The organism is Parabacteroides faecis, from assembly GCF_014647375.1.
GTDB classification, from domain to species: domain Bacteria; phylum Bacteroidota; class Bacteroidia; order Bacteroidales; family Tannerellaceae; genus Parabacteroides; species Parabacteroides faecis.
Genome location: NZ_BMPB01000013.1, coordinates 48313 through 74583 on the forward strand (window position 1 = coordinate 48313; position 26271 = coordinate 74583).

At 42.4% G+C, this 26271-nt stretch carries 17 protein-coding genes and 1 riboswitch; of the genes, 11 read left to right on the forward strand and 6 right to left on the reverse strand.

Translation table 11 applies throughout. The features are described 5' to 3' along the window. Position 1: 1 nt before the first annotated feature. From IEY67_RS18550 to IEY67_RS18560, 3 genes are all read right to left on the reverse strand, one after another. Entirely contained in the window at positions 2-2242 is a 2241-nt protein-coding gene (locus IEY67_RS18550; protein ID WP_229801128.1) for a TonB-dependent siderophore receptor, read from the reverse strand. A 228-nt stretch (positions 2243-2470) separates the two neighbouring features. Then, a riboswitch (cobalamin riboswitch) is annotated at positions 2471-2675 on the reverse strand. Between the two features lie 78 nt (positions 2676-2753). After that, positions 2754-3656 carry a helicase associated domain-containing protein gene (locus tag IEY67_RS18555; protein WP_183670872.1) on the reverse strand — a complete coding sequence of 301 codons (903 nt, stop codon included), beginning with the start codon at positions 3654-3656 and terminating at the stop codon, positions 2754-2756. A 279-nt stretch (positions 3657-3935) separates the two neighbouring features. Beyond that, on the reverse strand, positions 3936-5429 hold the full coding sequence (locus tag IEY67_RS18560; protein WP_122352898.1) for an IMP dehydrogenase: 1494 nt from the start codon (positions 5427-5429) through the stop codon (positions 3936-3938). A 178-nt stretch (positions 5430-5607) separates the two neighbouring features. On the opposite strand from IEY67_RS18560, the gene IEY67_RS18565 reads away from it, so the two are divergent. Further along, positions 5608-6315 carry a pirin family protein gene (locus IEY67_RS18565; RefSeq protein ID WP_183670870.1) on the forward strand — a complete coding sequence of 236 codons (708 nt, stop codon included), beginning with the start codon at positions 5608-5610 and terminating at the stop codon, positions 6313-6315. Positions 6316-6384: 69 nt separating this feature from the next. Here the strand turns inward: IEY67_RS18565 and IEY67_RS18570 are convergent, their stop codons facing one another. Further along, positions 6385-7671 (reverse strand): M64 family metallopeptidase, encoded by a 1287-nt coding sequence (locus tag IEY67_RS18570; RefSeq protein WP_183670868.1) that lies wholly within the window; start codon positions 7669-7671, stop codon positions 6385-6387. A 79-nt stretch (positions 7672-7750) separates the two neighbouring features. Between IEY67_RS18570 and IEY67_RS18575 the strand changes: the two genes are divergently transcribed. Both IEY67_RS18575 and IEY67_RS18580 read left to right on the forward strand, forming a co-directional pair. Next, positions 7751-8227, forward strand: coding sequence for a pyridoxamine 5'-phosphate oxidase family protein (locus IEY67_RS18575; RefSeq protein WP_183670866.1), 477 nt, complete (start codon positions 7751-7753; stop codon positions 8225-8227). A gap of 339 nt (positions 8228-8566) precedes the next feature. Next, positions 8567-10420, forward strand: coding sequence for a PAS domain-containing sensor histidine kinase (locus IEY67_RS18580; RefSeq protein ID WP_183670864.1), 1854 nt, complete (start codon positions 8567-8569; stop codon positions 10418-10420). On the opposite strand, the gene IEY67_RS18585 is transcribed toward IEY67_RS18580, so the two are convergent. Next, positions 10404-14348, reverse strand: coding sequence for a hybrid sensor histidine kinase/response regulator transcription factor (locus IEY67_RS18585; RefSeq protein ID WP_183670862.1), 3945 nt, complete (start codon positions 14346-14348; stop codon positions 10404-10406). The two genes, IEY67_RS18580 and IEY67_RS18585, sit on opposite strands and share 17 nt — an antisense overlap. A gap of 162 nt (positions 14349-14510) precedes the next feature. On the opposite strand from IEY67_RS18585, the gene IEY67_RS18590 reads away from it, so the two are divergent. The 8 genes from IEY67_RS18590 to rseP all read left to right on the forward strand — a co-directional run bounded on the left by IEY67_RS18590 (position 14511) and on the right by rseP (position 24897). Next, positions 14511-17033 carry a glutaminase domain-containing protein gene (locus IEY67_RS18590; protein WP_183670860.1) on the forward strand — a complete coding sequence of 841 codons (2523 nt, stop codon included), beginning with the start codon at positions 14511-14513 and terminating at the stop codon, positions 17031-17033. 29 nt (positions 17034-17062) lie between these two features. Then, positions 17063-18874 carry a glycoside hydrolase family 2 protein gene (locus IEY67_RS18595; RefSeq protein ID WP_183670858.1) on the forward strand — a complete coding sequence of 604 codons (1812 nt, stop codon included), beginning with the start codon at positions 17063-17065 and terminating at the stop codon, positions 18872-18874. A gap of 129 nt (positions 18875-19003) precedes the next feature. Beyond that, a complete protein-coding gene (locus IEY67_RS18600) occupies positions 19004-19603 on the forward strand; it encodes a DUF4290 domain-containing protein (RefSeq protein ID WP_122352905.1) in 600 nt (199 codons plus the stop codon). Continuing rightward, positions 19600-20904 carry a UDP-N-acetylglucosamine 1-carboxyvinyltransferase gene (murA, locus tag IEY67_RS18605; RefSeq protein WP_122352906.1) on the forward strand — a complete coding sequence of 435 codons (1305 nt, stop codon included), beginning with the start codon at positions 19600-19602 and terminating at the stop codon, positions 20902-20904. Before IEY67_RS18600 ends, murA begins: the two co-directional genes overlap by 4 nt. Before the next feature lie 11 nt (positions 20905-20915). Next, positions 20916-21437 (forward strand): ribosome maturation factor RimM, encoded by a 522-nt coding sequence (gene rimM, locus IEY67_RS18610; RefSeq protein ID WP_122352907.1) that lies wholly within the window; start codon positions 20916-20918, stop codon positions 21435-21437. A 71-nt stretch (positions 21438-21508) separates the two neighbouring features. Continuing rightward, positions 21509-22381, forward strand: coding sequence for a M23 family metallopeptidase (locus IEY67_RS18615; protein WP_183670856.1), 873 nt, complete (start codon positions 21509-21511; stop codon positions 22379-22381). 4 nt (positions 22382-22385) lie between these two features. Next, complete coding sequence (locus tag IEY67_RS18620) at positions 22386-23543, forward strand: 1-deoxy-D-xylulose-5-phosphate reductoisomerase (protein WP_183670854.1); 1158 nt, start codon at positions 22386-22388, stop codon at positions 23541-23543. 22 nt (positions 23544-23565) lie between these two features. Beyond that, the gene (gene rseP, locus IEY67_RS18625; RefSeq protein ID WP_122352910.1) at positions 23566-24897 is read left to right on the forward strand and encodes an RIP metalloprotease RseP; all 1332 of its coding nucleotides are present in this window, start codon (positions 23566-23568) and stop codon (positions 24895-24897) included. Positions 24898-25392: 495 nt separating this feature from the next. Here the strand turns inward: rseP and IEY67_RS18630 are convergent, their stop codons facing one another. Continuing rightward, positions 25393-26112 carry a tetratricopeptide repeat protein gene (locus IEY67_RS18630; RefSeq protein ID WP_122374025.1) on the reverse strand — a complete coding sequence of 240 codons (720 nt, stop codon included), beginning with the start codon at positions 26110-26112 and terminating at the stop codon, positions 25393-25395. Positions 26113-26271: the final 159 nt, after the last annotated feature.

Below are 26271 nucleotides of genomic sequence, written 5' to 3' on the forward strand. Positions count from 1 at the left end.
TTTAAAAGTTAACAGCCAGCATTACCATGAGTGTTCTGGCTGTACCGGGGAACAACAGGTTATTACCTTGCGAGCCGGTATAGTATTCCTGATTGAATACATTTTTCAAGTTTGCGGAAATTTTATAGAAGCTACGTTTGTAGGCAACAAAACAGTCAAAAATATGGTATGAGTCCAATTCGATGGTTTGGGCCATATTTCCATAAGATTTTCCTTGATAATACCAGCCGCCACCAAACGATAATCCTTTTACAACACCTCCTCTAACAAGGTAAGAAGTCCATAAGTTGAGCTGACTGGGAGATATATTTGCCAACTTTGTACCAACGGGATAGTTCTTGTCGTTAGTTTCGGTCACCTCGGCATGTGTATATGCATAGTTGAATGCGACACTCCAGCTCGGGGTAATTTCGCCGGAGACAGCCAATTCTATACCTTTACTTGTCTGTTCACCGATAAGAATTTTGAATTCTTCATCTTCAGGATCTGTTGTAGGTAAGTTTGTTTTTGACAGTTTATAGAACGCCAGGCTAGAGGTAAGACGATCATTGAAGAATGATTTCTTTATACCGGCTTCCCATTGTTTGGAACGAATCGGATCGAAAGCTTTACCATCTTTAGTCTGGCCGGATTGAGGAACGAATGATTGGCTATAAGAAAGATAAAGGCTTAAACTTGGTATTGGCATATAAACCGCACCAACACGTGGGGAGATAGCGAAATTCTTTTCATCACTTTTTGTCTCTTTAATATAATTGTCCTGTTTGTCGTTTACCCAGTCAGCACGTGCACCAATTAATAATTTTAGCTGGTCGGTAAAGCTTAGCTGATCTTGCAAATATATTGCTCCGGTATTTTGTGTGATATATAAATCTGTACTTTGTTCCATTTCAAAATCTGTCGGTTTCTCTGAGTATACAGGGTTGACATAATTTATGGGGGTATACATATTACCCTTTACTTTTCTTCTATTGGTAAGCCGGCCGAATTCTACTCCTGCGATCGCTTTATGTTTGATAAAGCCTGTTGTGAAATTACCGCTAATTTCTTCAATCAGATTTAAATAATTGATTTTTGCATCCCAATGTGCCAGACGTCTAGTGATTGTGCTATCTTTTTGAGGTGTCTTCATCTGAAAATACAGACGGTCTTCATGGGTGAAATATTGGCGGGCAGAACTTCTGAATGTCCAATCTTTATTAAAACGGTGCTTCAACTCATAGCCGAAACTGGTGTTGGTAAACTTTCCATAAGCCCATGGTTCACCTAAAAAAGTTTTGAACCCATGATCGATAATTTCATTGTTTATATGTAAAACTCCGGGATCATGTGTTCTCTTGTCCCTGAAAATGTCTGCATCAAGATTAAGAGTAGTCTTTCTTCCTAAATCAATGTCAATGGTTGGAGTGATGTCATATCGTTTACTATTTTGCGGTTTACGGAATTTATCTGCGTCTTCGTACATCGCATTCAGGCGATAGCGTATTGTTTTTTTCGTGTTTATTGGACCGGTTAAGTCGATGGCCGCCTGTTTATAATCATAACTGCCATATCTGATGGAAGCTCCATAGCGGGGAGTATATAAAGTCGGCTTGGTGATAAAATTAATTATACCACCAGGTTCTACGGCTCCATAAAGAACGGATGCAGGTCCTTTTAGTATTTCGATGCGTTCGATACTTGAAAGAGCATCATTTGAGAATTTGAGATAACGTACTCCATTTCTGAAATAATTGCGGGAGTTTGTCATAGAAAAGCCACGGGAAGAAAATACCTCGTTAATGTTACCGGCTTCACCAGAAGCTCCTCCTTTGACACCACCCAGATTTCGTACTACTTCTGTCATGGTGGTTGCCTGCTGGTCTTCAATTAATTTTCTTGTTACAATACCAACCGATCCCGGTATCTCCAGCACCGGAATTTCCATGCGGGTTGCAGAAAAGGCGATATCAGAATTGTAGCTTTGGGGTTGGGCTCCTGTAATATCTACCTCGGGAAGGCTTAATGACTTATATGACAGCTGAATATCCAATCTGTAATCCTGTTCGCCATCAGGAATGTCGCGGACAGCGGAAACGGTATTGTAACTGTTGGTTATCAATACATGATTTTTTGAGTCTTCTAAATTTATGGAGTAGTAGCCATTGTCATCTGTAATCGTTCTCAACTCCGACCCTTTGATGAAAATTACAATGTTTTCTAACGCCTTATTGTTTTCATCAACAATATAACCACTAACCATTCTGTTAGTTTGTGCAAAGGTATAAATGGGAATAAATAAAATAAACAGAAACAGCCATATTAAAAATGGAGTTCTGCAACGAGTAAATGATGTAACCATAATAATTATTATTAATATTGAAAAAATAACAAAAATTACAGCTAAACAATTGAAAATTTAGTACAAAAGATAAAAGAAAAATTAGAATTTTTCCATTGGTCATATCTTTCAGCTATATTCCACGTTAGCCTTAGAAAAAAGATTTTGGCAGGTCTTCTGACTTACTCCATCTTTGAACGTTCCTTCCCATTCATTGATGAACAGTGGATGTATTTGTTGTTCAAAGACTTTTGTGGAGAATACAGCAGCGGGTCTGCTCAGGATTCACACCTGATTCCCTTTTAATCATATTCATAGAGTCTATTTTATATGAACCAAAAATCGCAGCAAATATAAATATATTTTTTAGAATAAAAGTAATACCTGAATACGCCTATCTTTCGGGGACAGAGTGGGGAAATTTTGTTTTTGACTATTCATTCCCTTTCCCCCATCTGAATCCGATACAATCAAGTAGATGGATACGTTCGTTACTGAGCTTGCCTTTTCTTTTCAAATAAGCCATTCTCATCCACCATGAATACAGAGACTCTTCCTGGGGATCTCCGGATTTCGCCTTAGGGTATCGTTTGTTGTTTGTTGTGAACTCACAAAAATGATGATATCTCTCGATCCATATCCTGTTGGTATTTTCCGGTGAGCGTCTGTTATTCTCCTGGCTATTGGTCCAGTCGAAACCTAAATTACTCAATTTTTTGATCTGTCCGGGAGAAAGCGTTACACTTGTATCCGTTCGGTTTTTATAAGCTCTCATTTTACTACACCACTTCGCCAGTCTCGACTCTTCCGGATCTCTGGTATGGGCAGGCCATTGACCGGTACGGGCATAATAATCCTTGACCAGGTTGAACGATTCTTTCCATGTTCTTCTTTTGTTGTTTGAACTCCAATGGAAACCGATATCATCCAACAGTTTGATATGTTCTTTATTTAGTTTGCTTTTGGGGGTGTTTTTTCTGGTAATCCGTTGTGACAGGCACCAGTTGACAAGCCTGATCTCTTCCGGTTCTGATGCATTGACGGAAGGCCATCGTTTTTCTTTTTCCACAAAGTCTTTCAACATTTCATAATTAACCATCCACCGTTCTGTCTTTTTTTGAGCCTTATCCGCATCGATTCTATCAATTAATTGAATCTGCTTTTCTGTAAGTTTCTCCGGAGAATGGTTCCTGATAAATCTGCATCTGGTAATCCACTCACCTAGATGCCGCTCTTTTACATTTTGCGACGAAGGTGCAGGCCATCTGTTGTTTTTTTCGTAGAAAGCAATAACCGCATACTGCTTGGTACTTCTTTTCTTTCTTCTTCTTTTCATATACTAGCGACTCTATATCTCCTTTGTCTATTGTGTATTATATAACCGAATGTTTTTATTATCCTCAAAGATATTCAAATATTTGGTTTCTAATAATCTCCGTTTGATATAATGTTATTTTACCTCTGTTTTCTATATGTTTTATAGGAGATATTTACGTCTGTTTTCAAAATATCGGATTTCTGTAGATATAAATTATTGATAGAAAAAATCCCCCAACAGTAAGCTCACGAATGAAGAGATTACAGTTGGGGGATTAAATATCTCAGATAGGATTACTTAATTCTGTTCTTTCAGGATCACATCGTGTGCACCACCTTCTACGATACTCGTTGAAGATACCAGCGTGATCTTGGCATTTTTCTGTAAGGCGGGGATTGCGATAGCACCGCAACTACACATGGTAGCTTTGATCTTGCCTAATGTCAGATTCAGATTGTCTTTCATTTTACCGGCATAAGGAACATAGCTGTCTACACCTTCTTCAAACTTCAGTGAGGCACTTCCTCCCATGTCGTAACGTTGCCAGTTTTGGGCACGGTTTGAACCTTCACCCCAATATTCTTTTACGAAGTTGTTTCCGATACGCAGTTTCTTTGTAGGAGATTCGTCGAAACGGGCAAAATAACGTCCCATCATCAGGAAGTCAGCTCCCATTGCCAATGCAAGTACCATGTGATAATCGTGCACCAAACCACCGTCGCTGCAAATAGGGACATAAATACCTGTCTGTTCTTTATATTCGTCGCGGGCCTGAGCTACATCGATCAAAGCGGTAGCTTGTCCGCGTCCGATCCCTTTTTGTTCGCGTGTAATACAGATGGAACCACCACCGATCCCGACTTTGATAAAGTCAGCTCCGGCTTTTACCAGATATAAGAAACCATCTCTGTCCACCACGTTTCCGGCTCCGACTTTTACTTTGTCACCATATTCTTTCTTGATCCACTGTAATGTCTCGTATTGCCATTCCGAATAACCATCTGATGAGTCGATACATAATACATCTACACCGGCTTCAACCAGGGCAGGAACGCGTTCCGTATAGTCACGGGTATTGATACCGGCACCGACCAGTAATTTTTTGTCAGCTCCGGAAATTTCGTTCGGATTTTCGCGATGGCTGTCATAATCCTTACGGAATACAAAATAGGCCAGGTTCTGGTCCTTGTCTATGATCGGAAGTGTATTCAGTTTATGATCCCAGATGATCTGGTTTGCTTCTTTCAGCGTGATGCCGACTTCTCCGACGATCAGTTTTGCGAAAGGTGTCATGAACTCTTTTACTTTTGTGGAAGGATCGTCTTTTTCGATGCGATAGTCGCGGCTGGTAACCAATCCCAGCAGTTTACCATTAGGAGTTCCGTCATCAGTGATACCGATGGTGGAGTGTTCTGTTTTGTTGACCAGATCGATCACGTCAGCCAGCGTGTTTTCCGGTGTCAGGTTGGAGTCGCTGGTCACGAAACCAGCTTTGAATTTCTTTACTCTTCTAACCATTTCTGCCTGGCTCTCGATCGGCTGTGAACCGAAAATGAAAGAAAGACCACCGTTGCGGGCCAGTTCGATTGCCAGTTCCGGACCGGATACCGATTGCATGATTGCCGATACGAACGGGATATTTAATTCGATAGATGACTTATCGCCAACATTGTGTTTGACAAGCGAAGTTTTTAAAGAAACGTTTGTAGGCACACATTGTTTTGTAGTCAGACCGGGAATAAGAAGGTATTCTCCGAAGGTTCTAGATACATCGTTTAAGTAAACTGCCATATGATTATATATTTACTGGATGAATTTTTGTGCAAAAGTACTGAATTCTGTTCAGATATGTTTTATTTATGATCATTTTTCATATGAATAAAAAAGGCTGTTACCGGACAAAAGGCATTGCCGGAACTTTTTCAACGGCTGAAATGTTATATATGTGAATTAAAGAGGAGGAATATTTATGAAAATGGTAGTAGATAAGGCGAACTCTCGCGGATATGCAAACCACGGATGGCTTAAAACATATCATACATTTAGTTTTGCCAATTATTACAACCCCAAAAGAGTACATTTCGGAAAGTTGCGTGTATTGAATGATGATACGGTAGCACCGCGTGAAGGTTTTGATACACACCCACATAAGAATATGGAAGTTATCTCTATTCCGTTGAATGGTTATTTGCGGCATGGCGATAGTATACAGAACAGCGAAACGATCACTCCGGGAGATATACAGGTGATGAGTGCCGGTACAGGCATTTTCCATAGCGAGTTTAATGATAGTGCCGAGCAGCAGCTTGAATTTCTGCAGATTTGGGTTTTCCCGCGTGAAGAGAATACCAAACCGAAGTACAACAATTATGATGTACGTCCTTTTTTGAAAAAGAATGAGTTATCTTTGATCCTTTCGCCTGACGGTGTAACTCCGGCTGCGATCAATCAGGATGCCTGGTTCTCGTTGGGAACACTGGATGCCGGACAGATCAAGGAGTATAAGTTTCATAAGAAAGGAACAGGTGTTTATCTTTTCGTTATCGAAGGAGAAGTAGAGGTAAACAACACGACTTTATCCAAACGGGATGGTGCCGGTTTCTATGATACCGACAGTATAACGATAGAAGTTCTGAAGGATGCGAAAATCTTATTGATGGAAGTTCCGATGAATTGAATTTTAGATCTTTTGGTTAATATAAATATGAAGGAGGTATGTTTTGATGGCATACCTCCTTCTGTTTTTTTAGTATTCTCTGTCAGACAGGAAATCGATCATTCGTAGAATAGCACGGCTGCAGGCCGGGCAGAAAGGAGCGTAATCACGCATCATGCAATGATCCATCGGACGGTAAATACCTTTGGAAATATAACCGCCTCCTTCAAATACACCGGGTTTGTCTTTGTGTGCAGCGTCCAGTGGTGTTGGAATAGGGGTATTGGCAGGTAAAAGATCTTTCCATTTACTGTCGAAGTCAACCAGCGTGGTGATATTGGGTTCCCAGGGCTCATATTTCAGATTATAGAAATCCTGATAGGCGACTTCGGAAGAGAAATATTCGTCGGCCAGTCCGGCAAAACTATGTCCGAATTCATGGACAAAAACATGTTGTGTTTTTTCATTATCGGCAGTTCCCATAGCGTAGAAATTATACATTCCACCACCACCATATGTATCGGTGTTAACCAGCAGAAATATGGCATCGCAGGGTACATTCCATACTGCATCGCGGATCGGTTTCATATCCGGTGTTGTCAGGTAACGGTCGACTCCAAAGGTGTAATATCCGGAATTTAAAGCCGTGTTCTTATATATGCCTTTACCTGAAATATCAGTTCCTTTATCTTCTGAGATTAGATTCACTGCCCATATATTGAAATCCTTACGTCGTGTAGTATAAGGAGGCGTCTGAAACAATGACTCCGTAAATTTTTTTGCATCGGCAACAAATTTATCCTGATCGTCTGCCGTATAACCTTCTGCAATGAAAACCAGATCGACTTTTTCATTCGGATTTCCTTCATATTGAATTTGAGTTACTTTATTTTCTTTTAGTTTTCCCCGGTCAATGAAAATACTGGCCGGGTCGATATCCATTTTTAACAGAGGGTGAAATTGCATGTCTGCTTTGTCACGTGCTGTAATCTCAACAACGACTGTTGTCTTAGGATAGGGAACCGAGATACTGTTCGTCCACGATTGTGTTTCTGTTTTGGCCTGTTCTGTGGTACGCCATTCTTCAAAAAGCGTATTGAAACCGCGTGAGTAGATCAATTCATTGGTTGATTTATCATATATGTTGATGTAATATCCGCCATAATTGAATTTGTCGATCCGGTTTTTAACAGGACCTCCCCATACCGGTTCTTCCCGTAACTGCTGTATAGCTGCAGCCTGAAATTGGGTATTTCCGCTTAAAGCGAAATCAATTCGTAGGCTTTTGGTTGTGAAATATTTGTCGAATTCGTTTTGTGCCAGGCAAGTAAGGCTGCAAAAACAGGCAATTAGAAGCAGGGAAATTTGTGTTCTCATATTTTTGTGTTTTATCAGGTGTGATTTGTACGCACAAAGATACTATTTTTGTAGATTTGTCTTTCTAAATCTCAAGGATATGTTTACGGATATAAGAAGAAAGGATAGAATTCTTGAAAATGAATTAGCTTATCGGCTCCTGGAAAGTGGAGAATATGGATTTCTTGCTATGGAAGGAGTGAATGGCTATGGTTATGGTATACCGATCAGTTATGTACTGAACGATGATAAGTGTATCTATTTTCATTGTGCTCCGGAAGGGTATAAACTGGAATGTCTGAGACAAAACCCGAAAGTCTGTTTTAGTGTAGTTGGAGAAACCCGTGTTATTCCCGGGCAGTTTACGACTGCTTATGAATCAGCTATTGCTTTCGGTACAATTCATATGGATCTGCCGGTAGAAGAGAGAATGCTTGCCCTGCGTCTGCTGGCAAAGAAATATTGCTCCGGATTTGAGGTTGTCGGAGAAAAATATATTGCCGGATCATTTAAGCGGACTAATGTCCTGCGTCTGGATATTGAGCATATTTCCGGAAAATGTAAACGCATCAAGTAACAGGATGAATATAAATAATTAATCCCGGGAAAACTTCCCGGGATTAACCCTCTCTTAGTTATGACGGGATCTCTTGTGCCATCTCACGGCATATCCCTTATCGCCTTTTTGCTATTGACTAATTATATCCCTATTTTTTTATAACATTACATGATTCTGTAACAAAGTTCGCTTATTCATTTTCCTTAGCCAAACTTATCCGATGGATAATATCTATGATGCGATAGACTGCGTTTATGGTAATTGTTATTTTTCTCTGATAAAATATTTTTATGTTTAAATAGTCTTTGATTTATAAAGTTTGCTTTTCTTTGTAGATTGATTTAAATCTAAATAGCGATGGGAAATTCATTGGTCGAACAGCAGTTGATAACAAATTTCTTTAACTACTATCCTCAGGGCGGAGCTTTGTATGATGGTGATGGTTTGTTAATCGCTTTAAATAAGGCAATGTGTGAGAAGTTTGCTATAACAGATATTTCTGATTTTCTCCTGAGTAATTTATTTGAAACGACGTTTCTTTCAGATATTCAAAAAACTTATCTACGGAATGGGAGTGTGGTCAGTCACAATTTGCCTCTCGGGTTTTCTATTATTCCCGGGTTCAATGAAGAAGGAGGAATTATAGGATATACATTGTTACTTACAGACCCGGCCTCCAAAGAATGGGATGTTATGTCGTATGACCAGAAAATGCGGGAACTGGCTGATATCTCCGAAAAGGTAGCCGAATCGATTCCGGATACGATACTGTTAGTGAATGAAGAACTTGTTGTAGAGCGGATCATCGCTTATGCGACAGAGACTTGTATCACTCCCGAAGCGATCAATCACCGTATAGATGATTTGCCTGGTTTTACCTACCCCGATGAAACGAAGAGGAATATGACGAAGATTGTACAAAAATGCCTGGATACATCGGAAATAATCAATATGGATATGTCGATTCCCGGGCATAATACTCCGGTTGTCTATTTTAAGATAAGAATGGTTCCGTTGCATCATAAATATGTGGTGGTCTATATTCGCAACGTATCTGAGCAGGTAGAAAGGGAAAAAGAAAATAAGGCTCTGAGCGGTAAACTGACGGAGAGTCGTACTATGATGGAATTAGCATTGAAGAATAGCCACATAACCACCTACTCTTTTAATTTTCATCGTTTTCAGACTTGTGATAAAGAGCATTGTAACCATTGTTTTCAGTTTTATGGTGCCAGTAATTACCTGTTGGAAAGGAATAAATATATCTGCCGTGCTCTGTCCAGTCTCCGTCATCCCGATGACAGGGAAGATTTTTTTCTTTTGTTCAATGAGATAAGAAACAGGAATTTATTGGAGTTTGCCGTTAATTTCCGTTTGAAGAACGATGACGGAGAATACCGGAATTACGAGGTGATCGGGAGAGCACTCGAACATGATGAGAACGAACGTGTAAATTTGATTGTAGGTTGCATGGTCGATAATCAGAAATATATTGAATATGAACGAACCTTGATAGATGCCAAGGAGAAAGCTGAAAATGCCGACCAGTTGAAATCTGCGTTTTTAGCCAATATGACACATGAGATCCGTACCCCGTTAAATGCTATAGTGGGATTCTCCGATCTGTTGTCTATTGAAACCGATCCGGAAATAAGGGAGACTTATATAAGTCTCATCAAATCGAATAATGAATTGTTATTACGTTTGATAAACGATGTGCTGGATATTTCAAAAATAGAATCAGGCATGCTCTCGTTTGCTTATGTAGATATTTACTTGCCTTCTACCATGAGAGATATGTACAATGTGATGCAGCTGCGGATGCCGGAAAATGTGGAATTGATACTGGATCCTTGTGCTGATATCACTATGAGGACGGATAAGAGCCGGTTGGTACAAATCCTTAGTAATTTGCTGACGAATGCGATAAAACATACCTCTGTCGGGACTATTCGCTTTGGTTATAAATTGGAGGACAGCTATGTTCACTTTTATGTATCCGATACCGGTACAGGTATTCCGGAAAAGGAATTGGATCATATTTTTGGCCGTTTCGTGCAGTTGAAAGGAGCTAGCAACGGTATTGGATTAGGACTTGCTATCTGTAAAGGACTGGTAAATAAGATGGGAGGCGAAATGTCCGTATCTTCCAGGCTCAGAGAGGGTGCCACTTTCCGTTTTACATTGCCTTTGGCTAATACTCTTTCATAAATTCCGACGGTGTTTTCCCATATTGTTTCTGGAAACAGGTAGAGAAATAAGCCGGAGAAGAAAATCCAGTCTGGAATGCAATTTCATTGATGCGGCTTTCTCCCTTCTCCATAAGTTGGACAGCCTTCTTCAGTCGGGTTACTTTTATAAAGTCGACCGGAGATAACCCTGATAATCCTTTTACTTTCCGGTACAGGCTGGAGGTACTCATCCCCATTTCCGTTGCCAGCATTTCTACATTCATGGCTTCGTTGGTGATATGTTCTTCCAGATATGTATTAAGTTTCCGCAGGAAAAGATCATCGACTGTGGAAACAGCCAATGTTGTTGCCGGGGTGGATGGAGTTTCTTTGTAAGTTCTGGTCAACATCTCCCGGCTTTTCAGCAAGTTTGCGACCTGGGCAACCAGCAACTCGATTGAAAAGGGTTTTTCCATATATGCATCGGCTCCATTGTTCAACCCTTTTAGCCTGGATTGCAGATTGTGTTGAGCTGTCAGCAGGAGGAAAGGAATATGGCTGTAGTTGACATCATTCTTTACCTCATTACATAGTTCAAACCCATCCATAACAGGCATCATTACATCACTGATGATCAGGTTTACCGTATGATCTTTTAAAATTGTAACCGCTTCTTTTCCGTTAGCGGCTTTCCGGATCCGGTATGTCTCTGCCAACTCTTTGGCAATGAACCGACGCATATCTTCCTGGTCTTCCACTATCAGGATTACCGGCTTTTCATTATCAGCGTCGCAGGTATTATCTGTGACCGTATTTTCTGTGTTTTTGTCGAATGTTAATAAATAGCAGTCTTCCTGCTCTTTAGGTAAGGTAAGTGTAAACCTGTTCATTCCTTCCGGAGTCTGCGTATAATTTAGAGTACCTTTATGAAATTCAGCCAGTGAACGTGCCAGCGAAAGTCCGATACCGCTTCCTTGCTGATGTTCCGTTTCTTTCAGACGGTAGAAAGGGGTAAATATATTTTCTTTTTCGCTATTGGGGATGAGCATACCGTCATTAGTGACGGAAATGATAAACTCGTTTCTGTCCTTCTGTATTTGCAGTTGCAGGGAGAGGTACTTGTCTGAATATTTTATAGCATTGGTCAGCAAGTTGTTCATTATTTTGGAGAAAGCTTCCCGGTCGATAAAGGCGGAGAATGTTTCTTCTGGTATCTCGCAGACAAATGTTTTATTATCATGTTCCATAACCGGAAGGAATGGTTGCAGGATCGTTTGAAGCCAGAGAGTAACATCTGTATTTACATAATTCAGCTTGAATCCCCGGCTTTCCGTTTTCCGGAAGTCGAGTAACTGGTTACTTAAGTTCAATAGCTGTTGTGTATTTTTTTCAATAATTTGAAGGTTCTCCCTGGTAGAAGGAGTACCGTCGTTCGATTTGATGATCTTTTCCAAAGGAGCTTTGATCAATGTGAGTGGTGTCCGTATCTCGTGAGTGATAAAGGTAAAGAACTGTATTTTGGCATCGTATAGTTCTTTTTCCTTTTTGCTCTCGAATAAATCCTGGTTTATACGGTGTTTTTCTTCCAGTTTTGCTTTTTTGTAATTATAGAAGAGTACTATGCAGATACAAATGATCAGGATGTAAACCAGAAATGCCCATCCGGTAGCCCAGAAAGGCGGGGTAATGATGATCTGTAACGACTGCTCATTATTCTGCCATATACCGCTGCTATTGGTCGATTTCACTTTGAAGGTGTATTCTCCGGGAGAGAGGTTGGCGAAAGTGACATTTTTATTCTGATTCATATAGATCCAGTCTTTATCGACGCCTTCCAGCTTATAGGCATAACGGATCGCATCCGGCGAAGTATAACTGAGAGCTATATACGACAAGGTAAATGTCGAAGCATCGTAAGGTAACTTTAAAACGTCCCTGTTTTCGATGGAAGAAGTAGTGAAATTATATCCGTTTGCTTCATTTTCAGGAAGGTCGATCCCGGTAATATACATAGGAGGGGTGAATGTGTCTTCTTTGAACCGGGATGGGTTGAATGACAACATACCGTTGATAGTTCCCATATAGATCGTTCCGTCGGGTGACTGATAGGAAGAACTGTAGTTGAATTGTGTTTCATGCAACCCGTCTGTATAGGTAAAGGTTTTCATCACGTATGTTTCCGGATTGAACCTGACCAGGCCGTTCGCTGTGGATAACCAGAAATTGTGGGAATCGTCTTCAACGATCCGGTAGATGATATTACTGGGTAACCCGTCTTCTGCTGTGATCCGGTTGAACGATTTTGTCTCCCGGTTGAACAGGGATAATCCGTTAACAGTGGTAACCCATATCCGGCCTTTTGAATCTTCAAAGACTGACGTCGTGTTATTGCTGCCAATACTCTGTAATTTGTTGGCATCGGCCGTGTATTGTTCTACCTTATTTTCTTCACGCAGGTAGTGATAAATACCGTTGGATGTTGCAGACCATATATCTCCGCGGCTATCTTCATATATCTGCCTGATCAGGGTGTAAATATTATTCCATTGCGTAAAACTTTCAGTCTGCCTGTCGTAAGACAATACCCCGCTGCCGGTACCTACCAGAAATTCATTATTCTTTGTTTTGCAGAAACAAAGGACGAAATTATTGTTCAGGGCATTGTGAGTATTTTCGCGTGAATAATGTTTGATGATCTTTCCGGATGGAATATCCAATACGTCGATCCCTTTATTGAACGTGCCTACCCATAACTGGTTACCGTCAGCCAGTAACCCATGTATATTGGTCGCCGACAGAAGATGTTTCGGATTGTTGTATGAGTAGTTTGTTATTTGTCCGTTTTGAGGATTGTAGCAGTTTATGCCGTTATCTTCTGTTCCCAGCCATAGATTGCCATATTGGTCGGGTACGATTTCGCGGATTGCGTTACCGAGTAACTGGGGATGTGTTTTTCCTCCGATAAAATAGTTGAACCGGTTATATTCTTTGGGCAGATAACTGATCCCGCCAAAAAAGGAACCTGCCCACATGCCTCCTTCGCGGTCCCGGGTTACGGAGTAAATGGCATTGTCAGCAATGGCATATTCGTTCGTCAGGGATTTTCGCAGATTGGTTACTGTCTGATCCAGTATATTATAAATGTAGATGCCTGATTCAGATGCAATCCAGTAGGTTGTCGTACTATACGGAGTGATGGCACGGACCTGTATTTCGGGAATAATATTCACTACACTCCGGTCCTGATATTTGTAAAGCAGAAGTCCGCCCTGATTGGTCCCGGCCAGGATACCCAGGTCTGGGATCTGGCATATAGCTTGTATAACGATCTGGCTATCGATCTGCATTTCATTCAGAAGAGGAAGTCTCTGAAAGTTATCGGTCTCGGATTTATACATATATAAAGATTGTCGGTCAGAGAAAAGAGGTTCTCCATCGTTCATTAATGTGATAATGGCTGGATAGAAATTGTTTTCAGCCGGATAAGTCCGGGAAGTGTTATCCGACGGGTTGTACCGGACGATCCGGTTATAACCGATAAACCAGAGACTGTGGTTTTTGTCTTCTGTTACAGCGGAAAAAGACTCCGGTTCGTTTTGCCCGGGTGACAGCTGGAATGCATGAAAGGTATCTGTTTTGTAATCATAATAACAGGTTCCGCCGGCGGTAAAAACCCATATCTTGCCATCTGAACTTTCAAAAAGATTCAGGATATGGTCGTTCGGCAAGCTATTCGGATTATATGAATTATGCCTATAGATTTTAAACGTATGCCCGTCGAAACGGTTCAGTCCGTCTTCCGTACCAAACCACATGAAACCCCGCTGATCCTGCAGTGAGCAATACACCGTATTATGCGATAATCCGTGCTTATTGTTGTAATGTCTGAAATGAGGGTTATTGGCAACTCCCGGCAAGCATTCCAACAATAGCCAAACATAGAAGATCAGCAGCGGTATTCTTTTCATATCGAATAGTGATAGTGTTTCTCGAAGACAAAGCTAATAAATAAAAAAGAGAAATAAACCAATAAAGATCATTCTGAATGATTATTGAAAGCTTATGCAGGAAAATTGAAAGTCCTTATACCTGAAAAACAGTTCCTTTGCAATCATAAAAAACTACGTGCCATGAAGAAATATACCTTATTATTATATATGGTGACTGCCGGTTTATTGTGTTCCTGCAGTCAGCAAAGTAAATATTTCCAGCCGGAAAAGATCAACGAGCTGAGAGCTCCGGCCTATCCTTTGGTAACCATCGATCCTTATACGAGTGCCTGGTCATTTACGGATCAATTGAATGAAGATAATGTACGGCACTGGACCGGGAAGCCTTTCCCTTTGGTCGGAGCATTGCGGGTAGATGGTAAAAGTTATCGTTTTATGGGGGTAGAAGAGACACCGATGAAGTCAGTTTTACCTACGGCAGGAGCTGAGAAATGGGCCGCCTCTTACACAGAAAAGGAACCGGCAGGAAAGTGGAACCAACCGGATTTTAATGACGCTGCCTGGGAAAAAGGCCTGGCTGCTTTCGGAACTCCCGGGATGCCGAACCTTTCTACCGAATGGAACAGTAAGGATATATGGGTCAGACGCACCTTTGACCTGTCTCAGGATTATGCTGATGAAACCGTCATTCTCGATTACTCGCACGATGATATCTTTGAATTGTATATCAATGGGATCGAGGTCGTAAAAACGGATTATTCATGGAAAAACAATGTATTGAAAGAATTACCGACCAATGTAAAAGCTACCCTTAAGCCGGGTAAAAACGTAATTGCTGCCCATTGCCATAATCGCGTGGGTGGCGGTTTCGTTGATTTTGGTCTGTTTGTGAAAGATAAAGTAAAGGATGTGTTCGACACTCCGGCTTTTCAGAAATCAGTCAATGTGTTGCCGACACAAACTTATTATACGTTTGAGTGTGGTCCGGTACAATTGGATTTGATTTTTACTTCTCCTCTATTGCAGGATGACCTTCAACTGATGTCTACTCCTGTAAACTATATCTCTTATCAGGTAAAAACTTTGGATGGCAAAGCACACGATGTGCAGATCTATATGGATGCTACTCCGCTTTGGGCAATGAACCTGCCGGGACAGGAAATGGACTTGTCTGTGTACCTGGGAGGTCCGGATAAGATAACGTATGCAAAAGTCGGAACTGTGGAACAGCCCGTTTTACAGAAAAAAGGCGATGATGTCCGTATCGACTGGGGATATTTCTATCTGGCATCGGATGTTAAACCGGAGCGTGCTATTTCTATGGGAGAATATCATAAGATAAAGAAACTGTTTGCCGATAGAGGCTCTGTTTCATTAATGGGAGTCCCTAATTCGGAAATATCCGGAACAGAACCGGTAGTTGCCTATAGTGAGGATTTGGGTAAAGTATCTTCTTCCGCTGACGGTTTCCTTATGATCGGTTATGACGATCTGTATTCGATACAGTATTTTAAGGATAACCGGATGGGGTATTGGAAACAGAACGGAAAGGTCGATATGATACAGGCTTTAGCCAAAGCAGGTAAAGATTATAATAAAGTAATGGAGCGTTGCCGTGCTTTTGATGTCGGGTTGATGAACGATGCAGAAAATGCCGGAGGTCAGAAGTATGCCGCTCTTTGTGCATTGGCCTACCGTCAGGCAATAGCTGCACATAAACTGGTAAATGATAAGGACGGTAACCTGTTGTTCCTTTCTAAAGAGAATTTCAGCAACGGTTCGATCGGGACGGTCGATATCACTTATCCTTCTGCTCCTTTGTTTTTGATTTATAACCCTGATCTATTGAAGGGTATGATGAATCCGATTTTTTATTATAGTGAGAGCGGACAGTGGAATAAACCTTTTGCCGCCCATGATGTAGGTACTTATCCGGTCGCAAACGGTCAGACTTATGGCGGTGATATGCCGGTGGAGGAAACCGGTAATATGCTGATACTAACGACAGCCATAGCCCAGCGGGAAGGAAATGCCGAATACGCGAAGAAACATTGGGATGTGTTGACTACCTGGGCGAATTATTTATTGAAGGAAGGGCTGGATCCCGAGAACCAGCTTTGTACGGATGACTTTGCCGGTCATTTTGCCCATAACGCCAACCTCTCTATCAAAGCGATCATGGGAATAGCCGGATACGGAAAACTGGCCGGCATGCTGGGTGATCAGGTTACTGCCGACAAATATATGGCTGCTGCTAAGGATATGGCCATTAAGTGGGTTGTTATGGCAGACGATGGCGATCATTACCGGTTGACATTTGACCAGCCGGGAACCTGGAGCCAGAAATACAATCTGGTGTGGGATAAATTGTTGGGATTAAACATCTTCCCGGATGAAGTGGTTGATCGGGAAATAGCCTATTATCTGACCCGGCAAAATACATACGGTCTGCCGCTGGATAGTCGTAAAACTTATACGAAATCGGATTGGATCATCTGGTCTGCCTGCCTGGCAAAAGACAGAAATACATTCGACCGGCTTGTCTCTCCGGTGTATAAATATGCCGGTGAAACAACCACCCGTATGCCGCTTAGCGACTGGCATGAAACAACGGACGGTAACTCTGTCGGTTTCCGTGCCCGTTCGGTTGTCGGTGGTTATTTTATGAAGATGCTTGAAAATAAGATGAATAAAAACAAATAAACGAAATAGTAACTTTAATATTCACGAACATGAAAAAAACATTATTGGTATGTTGTGCTTTGGCACTAACCGTGTGTGCCCAGGCCCAATGGAAGCCGGCAGGTGACAAGATCAAGACGAAATGGGCGGAACAGATCAACCCTAAAAATGTATTGCCCGAGTATCCCCGTCCGCAACTGGAACGTACGGATTGGGTAAATCTGAACGGAGAGTGGGAATATGCTATTAAACCGAAGGGAGAGGTCGAACCGCAGGCGTTTGACGGGAATATACTGGTTCCTTTTGCCATAGAATCATCTCTGTCGGGTGTTCAGAAAGAAGTGGGAGATGCCAATGAGCTGTGGTATAAACGGACTTTTTCGGTACCGGCTAACTGGAAGAATAAAGATATTGTACTTAATTTCGGTGCTGTGGACTGGAAAGCGGATGTATTTATCAATGATGTCCTGATCGGTTCCCACCAGGGAGGCTTTACCCCGTTCTCATTTAATATCACTCCTTATCTGAACGGAAAGAGTAACCAGAAATTGGTTGTCCGTGTCTGGGACCCGAGTGACAAAGGATACCAGCCGAGAGGTAAACAGACTTCTAATCCGGAAGGTATCTGGTATACTCCGGTAACAGGTATCTGGCAGACTGTATGGATCGAACCGGTAGCTACTAATCATATTACTTCCGTTAAATCGATTCCGAACATTGACAATGGAACGATGAATGTAACGGTCGGTACTTCTATGCCTTGTAATACCTCTATTGTTGAAGTTAAGCTGATGGACAAGGGCCAGGTGGTTGCTTCTGCGAAAGGTATCCAGGGGAAAGAACTTCGTTTGGCCGTACAGAATCCGACTCTTTGGGATACAACCAATCCGTATCTGTATGACATGAAAGTCTCTTTGGTTAAAGATGGTAAAGTACTGGATGATGTAAAATCATACACTGCTTTCCGTAAGATTTCTGCTAAGAGAGATGCAAACGGCGTTATGCGTATGCAGCTGAACAATAAGAATTTATTCCATTATGGTCCGCTTGATCAGGGATGGTGGCCTGACGGCTTATATACTGCTCCGACCGATGAGGCATTGCTTTATGATATTATCAAAACAAAAGAATGGGGATTCAATATGATCCGTAAACACGTAAAAGTAGAACCGTCACGTTGGTATTATCATTGCGATAAAGAAGGTATCCTGGTTTGGCAGGATATGCCGAGCGGTGATATGGGTAACCAGTGGGCTCCTCATACTTATAACGGCGGAACAGATAAGGAGCGTTCTTCCGCTTCGATCGCAAACTATTATCAGGAATGGAAAGAAATCATGGACCTGTGCGTTTCTCACCCTTCTATAGTCGTATGGGTTCCTTTCAATGAAGCATGGGGACAGTTCGATACTGAAAAGGTTGCTGAATGGACAAAGAATTACGATCCTTCCCGTCTGGTAAATCCGGCTAGTGGAGGTAACCACCGTGCCTGCGGAGATATTCTCGACCTGCATAACTATCCGGGTCCGAACATGTTCCTGTATGATCCGCAGCGGGTAACAGTATTGGGAGAATACGGTGGTATCGGTTTGCCTTTGGAAAACCATTTGTGGTGGAATAAACGTAACTGGGGATATGTTCAGTTCAAGAACAGCGATGAGGTTACTGCAGAATATGTAAAATATGCTAATGAACTGAAAGATATGGTAGACCGTGGTTTCTCTGCAGCCGTTTACACTCAGACCACAGATGTGGAAGGCGAAGTGAATGGTTTGATGACCTACGACCGCAAGGAGATCAAGATCAACGAAGCTGCCGTGAAGAAAGCGAACCAGGCGGTGATCAACCAGTTGTCAAAGTAAATATTTAACCAGAACAAGTAATATTTGTTTAGCAGATAGATTTTGTCCCTATGCCTCTTTTGCAGGTGTAGGGACATCTTGTGTAAATCAATTAAAATAAGTACATTTGCCGGATAAACGAATATGATAATGAAATATAATACAGAAGAAAAGAAATTGGCTATGCCCGAATACGGACGCAATATCCAGAATATGGTAGACTATTGTGTTGCAATAGAGGACAGGGAAGAACGCAAGCGTTGCGCCAATACAATAATCAACATCATGGGAAATATGTTTCCCCATCTGCGTGATGTGAACGACTTCAAACACATTTTATGGGATCATCTGGCTATCATGTCCGATTTTAAACTGGACATCGATTATCCTTATGAAATCGTGAAGAAAGAGAACCTGTATGCCCGTCCTCCGCGGATCCCGTATAACAATAACCGTATCCGTTACCGTCATTACGGGAGAACACTGGAACTGATGATCCGTAAAGCTACGGAGCTGGAACCGGGCGTTGAAAAAGATCAGCTCATCAAGTTGCTGGCAACCCAGATGAAGAAATCGTTCCTTACCTGGAACAAGGAGTCGGTTGACGACCGTAAGATATTCAAAGACCTCGATGAATTGTCGGAAGGACAGATCGTGTTGAGCGAAGAGGTACATAAACTGACGGAAAGCCGCGATATCCTGGCCCGGAATAATACGAACAAAAAGAATTATCCCCGTAAAAGCCGATGAGTTCATTTGTTATAGAAGGTGGTTATAAGTTATCCGGCGAGATCACTCCGCAAGGTGCCAAGAACGAGGCATTGGAAGTGATTTGTGCTGTTTTGCTGACTCCGGAGAAAGTAACGATCCATAATGTACCCGATATCCTGGATGTGAACAACCTCATTCAGCTTTTGCGTGACATGCAGGTGAAAGTGGAACATCCGGCAGCCGATACCTATACGTTCCAGGCTGATAATATCGATCTGGATTATCTGAATACGGATGATTTCCTGCGTAAAAGCGGATCGTTACGTGGTTCGGTCATGATCGTCGGACCGTTGGTTGCCCGCTTCGGCAAGGCATTGATCCCGAAACCGGGTGGCGACAAGATCGGACGCCGTCGTCTGGATACCCACTTTGTCGGTATACAGAAGCTCGGTGCCTGCTTTAGCTATGATGCCGAACGTCAGTTATACGAGATCGAAGCGAAGCGTCTCAAAGGAGCCTATATGCTGCTGGACGAAGCTTCGGTAACCGGTACGGCCAATATCCTGATGGCTGCCGTGCTGGCAGAAGGTACTACCACCATTTATAACGCAGCCTGCGAACCCTATTTGCAACAGCTGTCATCCATGCTCAACCGGATGGGGGCTAATATATCGGGAGTAGGCTCGAACCTGCTAACCATCGAAGGTGTCGACTCTCTAGGAGGAACTACCCATACTATTTTGCCGGATATGATCGAAGTCGGCAGTTTTATCGGTATGGCAGCCATGACCGCTTCCGACATCACCATAAAAAATACCGGATATGAGATGTTGGGAATTATTCCCGAATCATTCCGCCGCCTGGGTATCACAGTCGAACAGATCGGCGACGATATCCATATCCCTACACACGATTCATACGAAATAGATACCTTTATCGACGGTTCTATCATGACCATTGCCGATGCTCCCTGGCCGGGACTTACTCCCGACTTGCTGAGTGTTCTCCTGGTCGTAGCTACACAATCCGTAGGCAGTGTGCTGATTCATCAGAAGATGTTTGAAAGCCGCCTGTTCTTTGTGGATAAGCTGATCGACATGGGAGCTCAGATCATTCTTTGTGATCCGCACCGTGCTACGGTGATCGGTTTGGGCAACCGTTTCAAACTGCGTGGTTCCAATATGGTTTCTCCGGATATCCGTGCCGGCATAGCCTTGTTGATCGCTGCAATGAGTGCGGAAGGAACCAGCCATATCCATAATATCGATCAGATCGACCGCGGATATCAGAATATCGATAAACGTTTGAATAACATAGGAGCCCGTATTACCCGGCTCTGATATTTCCTGTTATGATAAGAAAAGAAGAAGTTTTTAAGATCGGGCAGTTTGCCAAACCTCACGGGATAAAGGGAGAGATCTCGCTGGTGACGAACTGCGACTTGTTTGATGATGTAGAAGACCCTTGTATCGTTTGTGAGATGGATGGTATCCTGGTCCCTTTCTTTATCGAGGAGTACCGTTATAAGACCGATACTGTCATGCTGGTAAAGCTTGAAAATATAAATGATGAGAAAGCTGCCCGTGAATTTACGAACCGTGAAGTCTTTTTCCCGTTGGAAGATGTGGATGAAGACGACCTGGTAGGCGATATGTCGTGGGATAGTTTTATCGGATATACTGTCATCGACGAGCAACACGGGGAACTGGGTAAGATCACTGATGTGGATGAAACGACAATCAACGTTCTTTTGCAGATCGACCATAAAGGCAACGAAATACTCCTTCCGGCTGCCGAGGAGTTGATAACGGCTGCAGATCATGAAAATAAAACACTCCGGGTTTCCGTTCCCGAAGGTCTGCTTGATTTATAATAACGTTAATTAGAGTAAACAATGCCCGTGTAGATACGGTTTTTGTTACTTTTGCGTTTTAACATAAAAACATGGCACGAAAACAACGAAAGAACAATAAGAAATCATTCTGGCACCGGATCAGGTTCAAATACAAGCTGTCTTTTTTCAATGAAACGACGCTGGAAGAAGTATGGTCTTTCCGTTTGTCACAGCTCTCGGCTTTTCTTACGCTTGCCTTGTTTGCTTTTATGTTGGTGGGGATAACTGCGTTGATTATTATTAAAACACCGATACGAAATTATTTACCGGGTTACCTGGATGTAGAAATACGTAAGGAGATCATGCAGAATGCACTGCGTGCCGATTCACTGGAGCGGATGATGTCCATCCAGTCGCTTTATCTGGAAAATGTAGCCGGTATCCTGTCCGGTACGATCGAGCTGGATTCTATCCGTCAGATTGATTCCCTGGCCCATGTGGATGCAAACTACGAAATACCCCGCAGTAAGTCGGAAGAAAAGTTTGTCAAGAGTTTTGAGGAAGAAGAAAAATATAACCTGACGGTGCTGAATCCGAATCCGGTTCCTACAGACGGGATCTTTTTCTATAAACCTGTCAACGGCGTGGTATCTTCGCATTATGAAGCAGATGCCCGTCATTTCGGTGTAGACCTCGTGGCGGCTCCGAAAGAAAGCGTACTGGCGACATTGGACGGTACGGTGGTATTTACCGGATTTGATCCTAATTTCGGGAATGTGATCCAGTTGCAACACAAGAACGGATTCCTTTCCGTTTATAAACATAATGAATTATTGCTGAAAGAGATTGGCGACCACGTGGTAGCCGGCGAAGCGATTGCTTTGGTGGGAAACACGGGGAAACTGTCTACCGGCCCGCATCTCCATTTCGAGTTGTGGTATAAAGGTACTCCGGTCAATCCTGAAGAATATATAGCTTTTTAAATCGATGAAAAGAACTTTAGCCATATTAGGTTCTACCGGTTCGATCGGGACACAGGCCCTGGAAGTAGTCAGCGAACATGCCGACTTATTCGAAGTGTATGCCTTGACCGCCAATAACCAGGTAGATTTACTGATTAATCAGGCACGTAAATATATGCCCGAAGTGGTCGTAATTGCCAACGAACAGAAATATCCCGAGTTGAAAGAGGCTTTGGAAGATCTGCCGATCAAGGTATGGGCGGGTTCGGATGCGATTGCACAGGTGGTACAGTCGGAGCCGATCGATATGGTGCTGACTGCCATGGTCGGATATTCCGGATTGAAACCGACGATTGCCGCTATCAAAGCAGGCAAGGCGATTGCGTTGGCCAATAAAGAAACGTTAGTGGTGGCGGGTGAATTGATCACTTCGCTGGCTACAGAGCATAAAGTACCGGTCCTGCCGGTCGATTCTGAACATTCTGCCATTTTCCAGTGTTTAGCGGGAGAGTGGGAGAATCAGGTGGAGAAGATTCTGCTTACTGCTTCCGGCGGACCGTTCCGTACGAAAACGATGGAAGAACTGGCAGGGGTAACCAAAGCCCAGGCTTTGAAACATCCGAACTGGAGTATGGGGGCAAAGATCACGATCGATTCGGCTTCCATGATGAATAAAGGCTTTGAAATGATCGAAGCCAAATGGCTGTTTGGCGTAACACCAGAACAGATACAGATCGTGGTGCATCCTCAATCGGTCATTCATTCGATGGTGCAGTTTGAAGACGGCGCTGTGATGGCCCAGTTGGGTATTCCGGATATGAAGTTACCTATCAGTTACGCATTCTCTTATCCGAAGCGTTTGAAGAGTAAAGCGCCCCGGTTGGATTTCAACCAGTATTCCACGTTGACATTCGAAGAACCCGATATGAAGCGTTTCCGCAACCTGGCATTTGCATTCGATGCGATCCGTACGGGAGGAAATATGCCGTGTATTTTGAATGCAGCCAACGAGATAGTGGTCGCAGCCTTTCTACGGGATGAGATCGGATTCCTGCAAATGAGCGATGTGATTGAAAAGACGATGGAGAAATCATCTTTCATAGCAACACCTACTTATGAGGATTATGTGGCAACAGATGCCGAAGCACGCCGGGTGGCGGCAGCGGTTATGAAAACAATATAAATTAATACAGACAGACAAATAGATGGAGACATTTTTAATTAGGGCGTTACAGCTCATCCTGAGCTTATCGATATTGGTCCTTGTGCATGAGTTCGGACATTTTATTTTTGCCCGTATTTTCAAGGTTCGGGTAGAGAAGTTTTATCTTTTCTTTGATCCTTGGTTCTCATTGTTCAAGTTTAAGCCGAAGAACAGTGAGACAGAGTACGGTATCGGCTGGTTGCCTCTGGGCGGTTATTGCAAGATATCGGGTATGATCGATGAAAGTATGGACAAGGAGGCGATGTCGCAACCTGCCAAACCGTATGAATTCCGTTCCAAACCTGCCGGTCAGCGTTTGATGATCATGATTGCAGGTGTTTTGTTCAACTTCCTGTTGGCATTGTTTATCTATTCGATGGTGCTTTATACCTGGGGCGAAACCTATCTGCCTCTGAAGAATATGAAGCATGGTATGTACTACAGTGAAGCTTTCCATAACATCGGTTTTAAGGATGGCGATATTCTTTTGAAAGCGAATAATGAAGAGTTGGACCGTCTGGACCAGGCCAGTTTCCGCAAAGTCGTGGAAGCTAATAACGTTACGGTATTGCGTGACGGGGTAGAAACGATTATTCCTATACCGGAAGATATGATGCAGCGTTTTATGCGTGAAGGAAAAGGTTTTGCCAATCCGAACCGTATACCGATGGTTGTAAAGAGCTTGTTGTCCAAAGATTCACCGGCTGCGATTGCCGGTTTACAGGCTGGAGATAGTATTGTTGCGGTGAATGGACAGTCTACTCCTTTACTGGAGGAGGTCGCTGAATTATTCGATCAGAATAAAGGAAAGGATATAACTCTGAACTTTTATCGTGATAATAAGGAACAGTCGGTTGTTCTCCAGTTGGATACAGCCGGAAAGATGGGAGCTTATCTGATGAGTTCGTCCGATATATATCCGACAGTGACCCGTACATATGGTTTCTTCGAATCGTTCCCTGCCGGTGCTATGCTGGGGGTAAATACCTTAAAAGGGTATATCAATGATATGAAGTACGTCTTTACGAAAGAAGGAGCGTCGAGCCTGGGCGGTTTCGGTACGATCGGAAGTATCTTCCCGACAGTCTGGAACTGGCAGGTATTCTGGATGCAGACGGCATTTTTGTCGATCATCCTGGCCTTTATGAATATATTGCCTATTCCGGCGTTGGATGGCGGACATGTGATGTTCCTGCTCTATGAAGTGGTTGCCCGTCGCAAGCCGAGCGATAAATTCCTGGAATATGCACAGATTACCGGTATGTTCCTGTTGTTCGCTTTGCTGATCTATGCAAATGGGAATGATATATTCCGCTTCTTTTTCAAGTCCTGACGTTTTTGTAAACTGATAACACTATAATGTCACTACCTTTAGCACTACTGTGCTGATAGTAGTGACATTATAGTATCAGGATACCTGAGTCTATAGTGCGGGTATATCATTTCTATGTTATAGGGAAAAGTCTGTTATTCTATAGGGAGAGTTCCGGTAGGATATAGGGTAGAAGCTGCTACCTTTTAAGGAAAAAAGTGTACGCTTTTCTTCTGAAATATGTAAGTCTTTTTTGAAACGGATAACTATCAGTCAGGAAATGGGTAGGCATCCGTTTTTTTGTTCTGTGCTATGAAGTTCGCGAACTATATGTTTCAGCCTTCAGTCTTTCCTACAGCTTGAATAATAAAAACTCCGGCTGAAAGGTGAACTTCTCTGTCGGAAAAGAACCTTTCAGCCGGAGCTATTGATTTTTACATTCTGAAACAGCCTGAAGGCTGAAACGTGAAATAAAAACTCCCTTGAGGGATGGATATTTAAACGCTGATTATACGTTTATTTAGCCAACGTTTCGTTGATAGAATCCAGGATTTTCTTGGAGTTAGCATCTGCAGCATTGATTGCCAAAGCTTGTTCCAGATATTCTTTTGCTTTCTTCATCTGAACGTCTGCTTTATCCTTTTCTGCATCATATTTTGCAGGATCGGTAGCGGCTGCCAGAATCTTGGCACCTTCATTGTAATACATAGCTCCTAAGCTATAAAGCGCATTACCTTTATATTTAGGATTACTTACGATCAGGACATCTTTATATAATTCTTCAGCATCGGCTACTTTGCCACCTTTCTGGGCTGCCTGTCCTTGCTTCATACAATATACATAAAGCAGTTTTTCCAGATCGGCATCACCTGGCTTTGCTTTCAAACCTGCCTCTACAGTTGCTGTAAATTCGGCAGCTTTATTCAGGTTACGCAATGACATTGCTTTTCCTGTATAGGCATCGTCGATGTTTTTGTTCTTTTGAATTGCTAAATCATAATATTTTACTGCATCTTCATATTTCTTAGCTTGAAAAGCAGCGAATGCACAATTAAAAACACGGTCGGCATCTTCATTGTTAGTTTGCTTCAGGAACCCGTCATACTTTGTAAATGCTTCCGCATAGTTTTTAGCTTTTAAGGCTGCATCACCTTCATCACGCAGTTTATCAGCGTCTTGTGCAAATACATTTCCAATACTTAGGCAGAAAGCCAATAACAAAACAATTTTCTTCATGGTTGTTAAACGATTTAATTTTTATTATTAGATGCGCTAAGGTAGTAAGCTCTGTAAAAGTATCAAAACGATTTTACATTTTTTTTGATATTATAAAGGAATGAGACCTTAATTTAGAAACGAAGGCAAGCAGACAGATTACAGATAAAAGAAGGCATG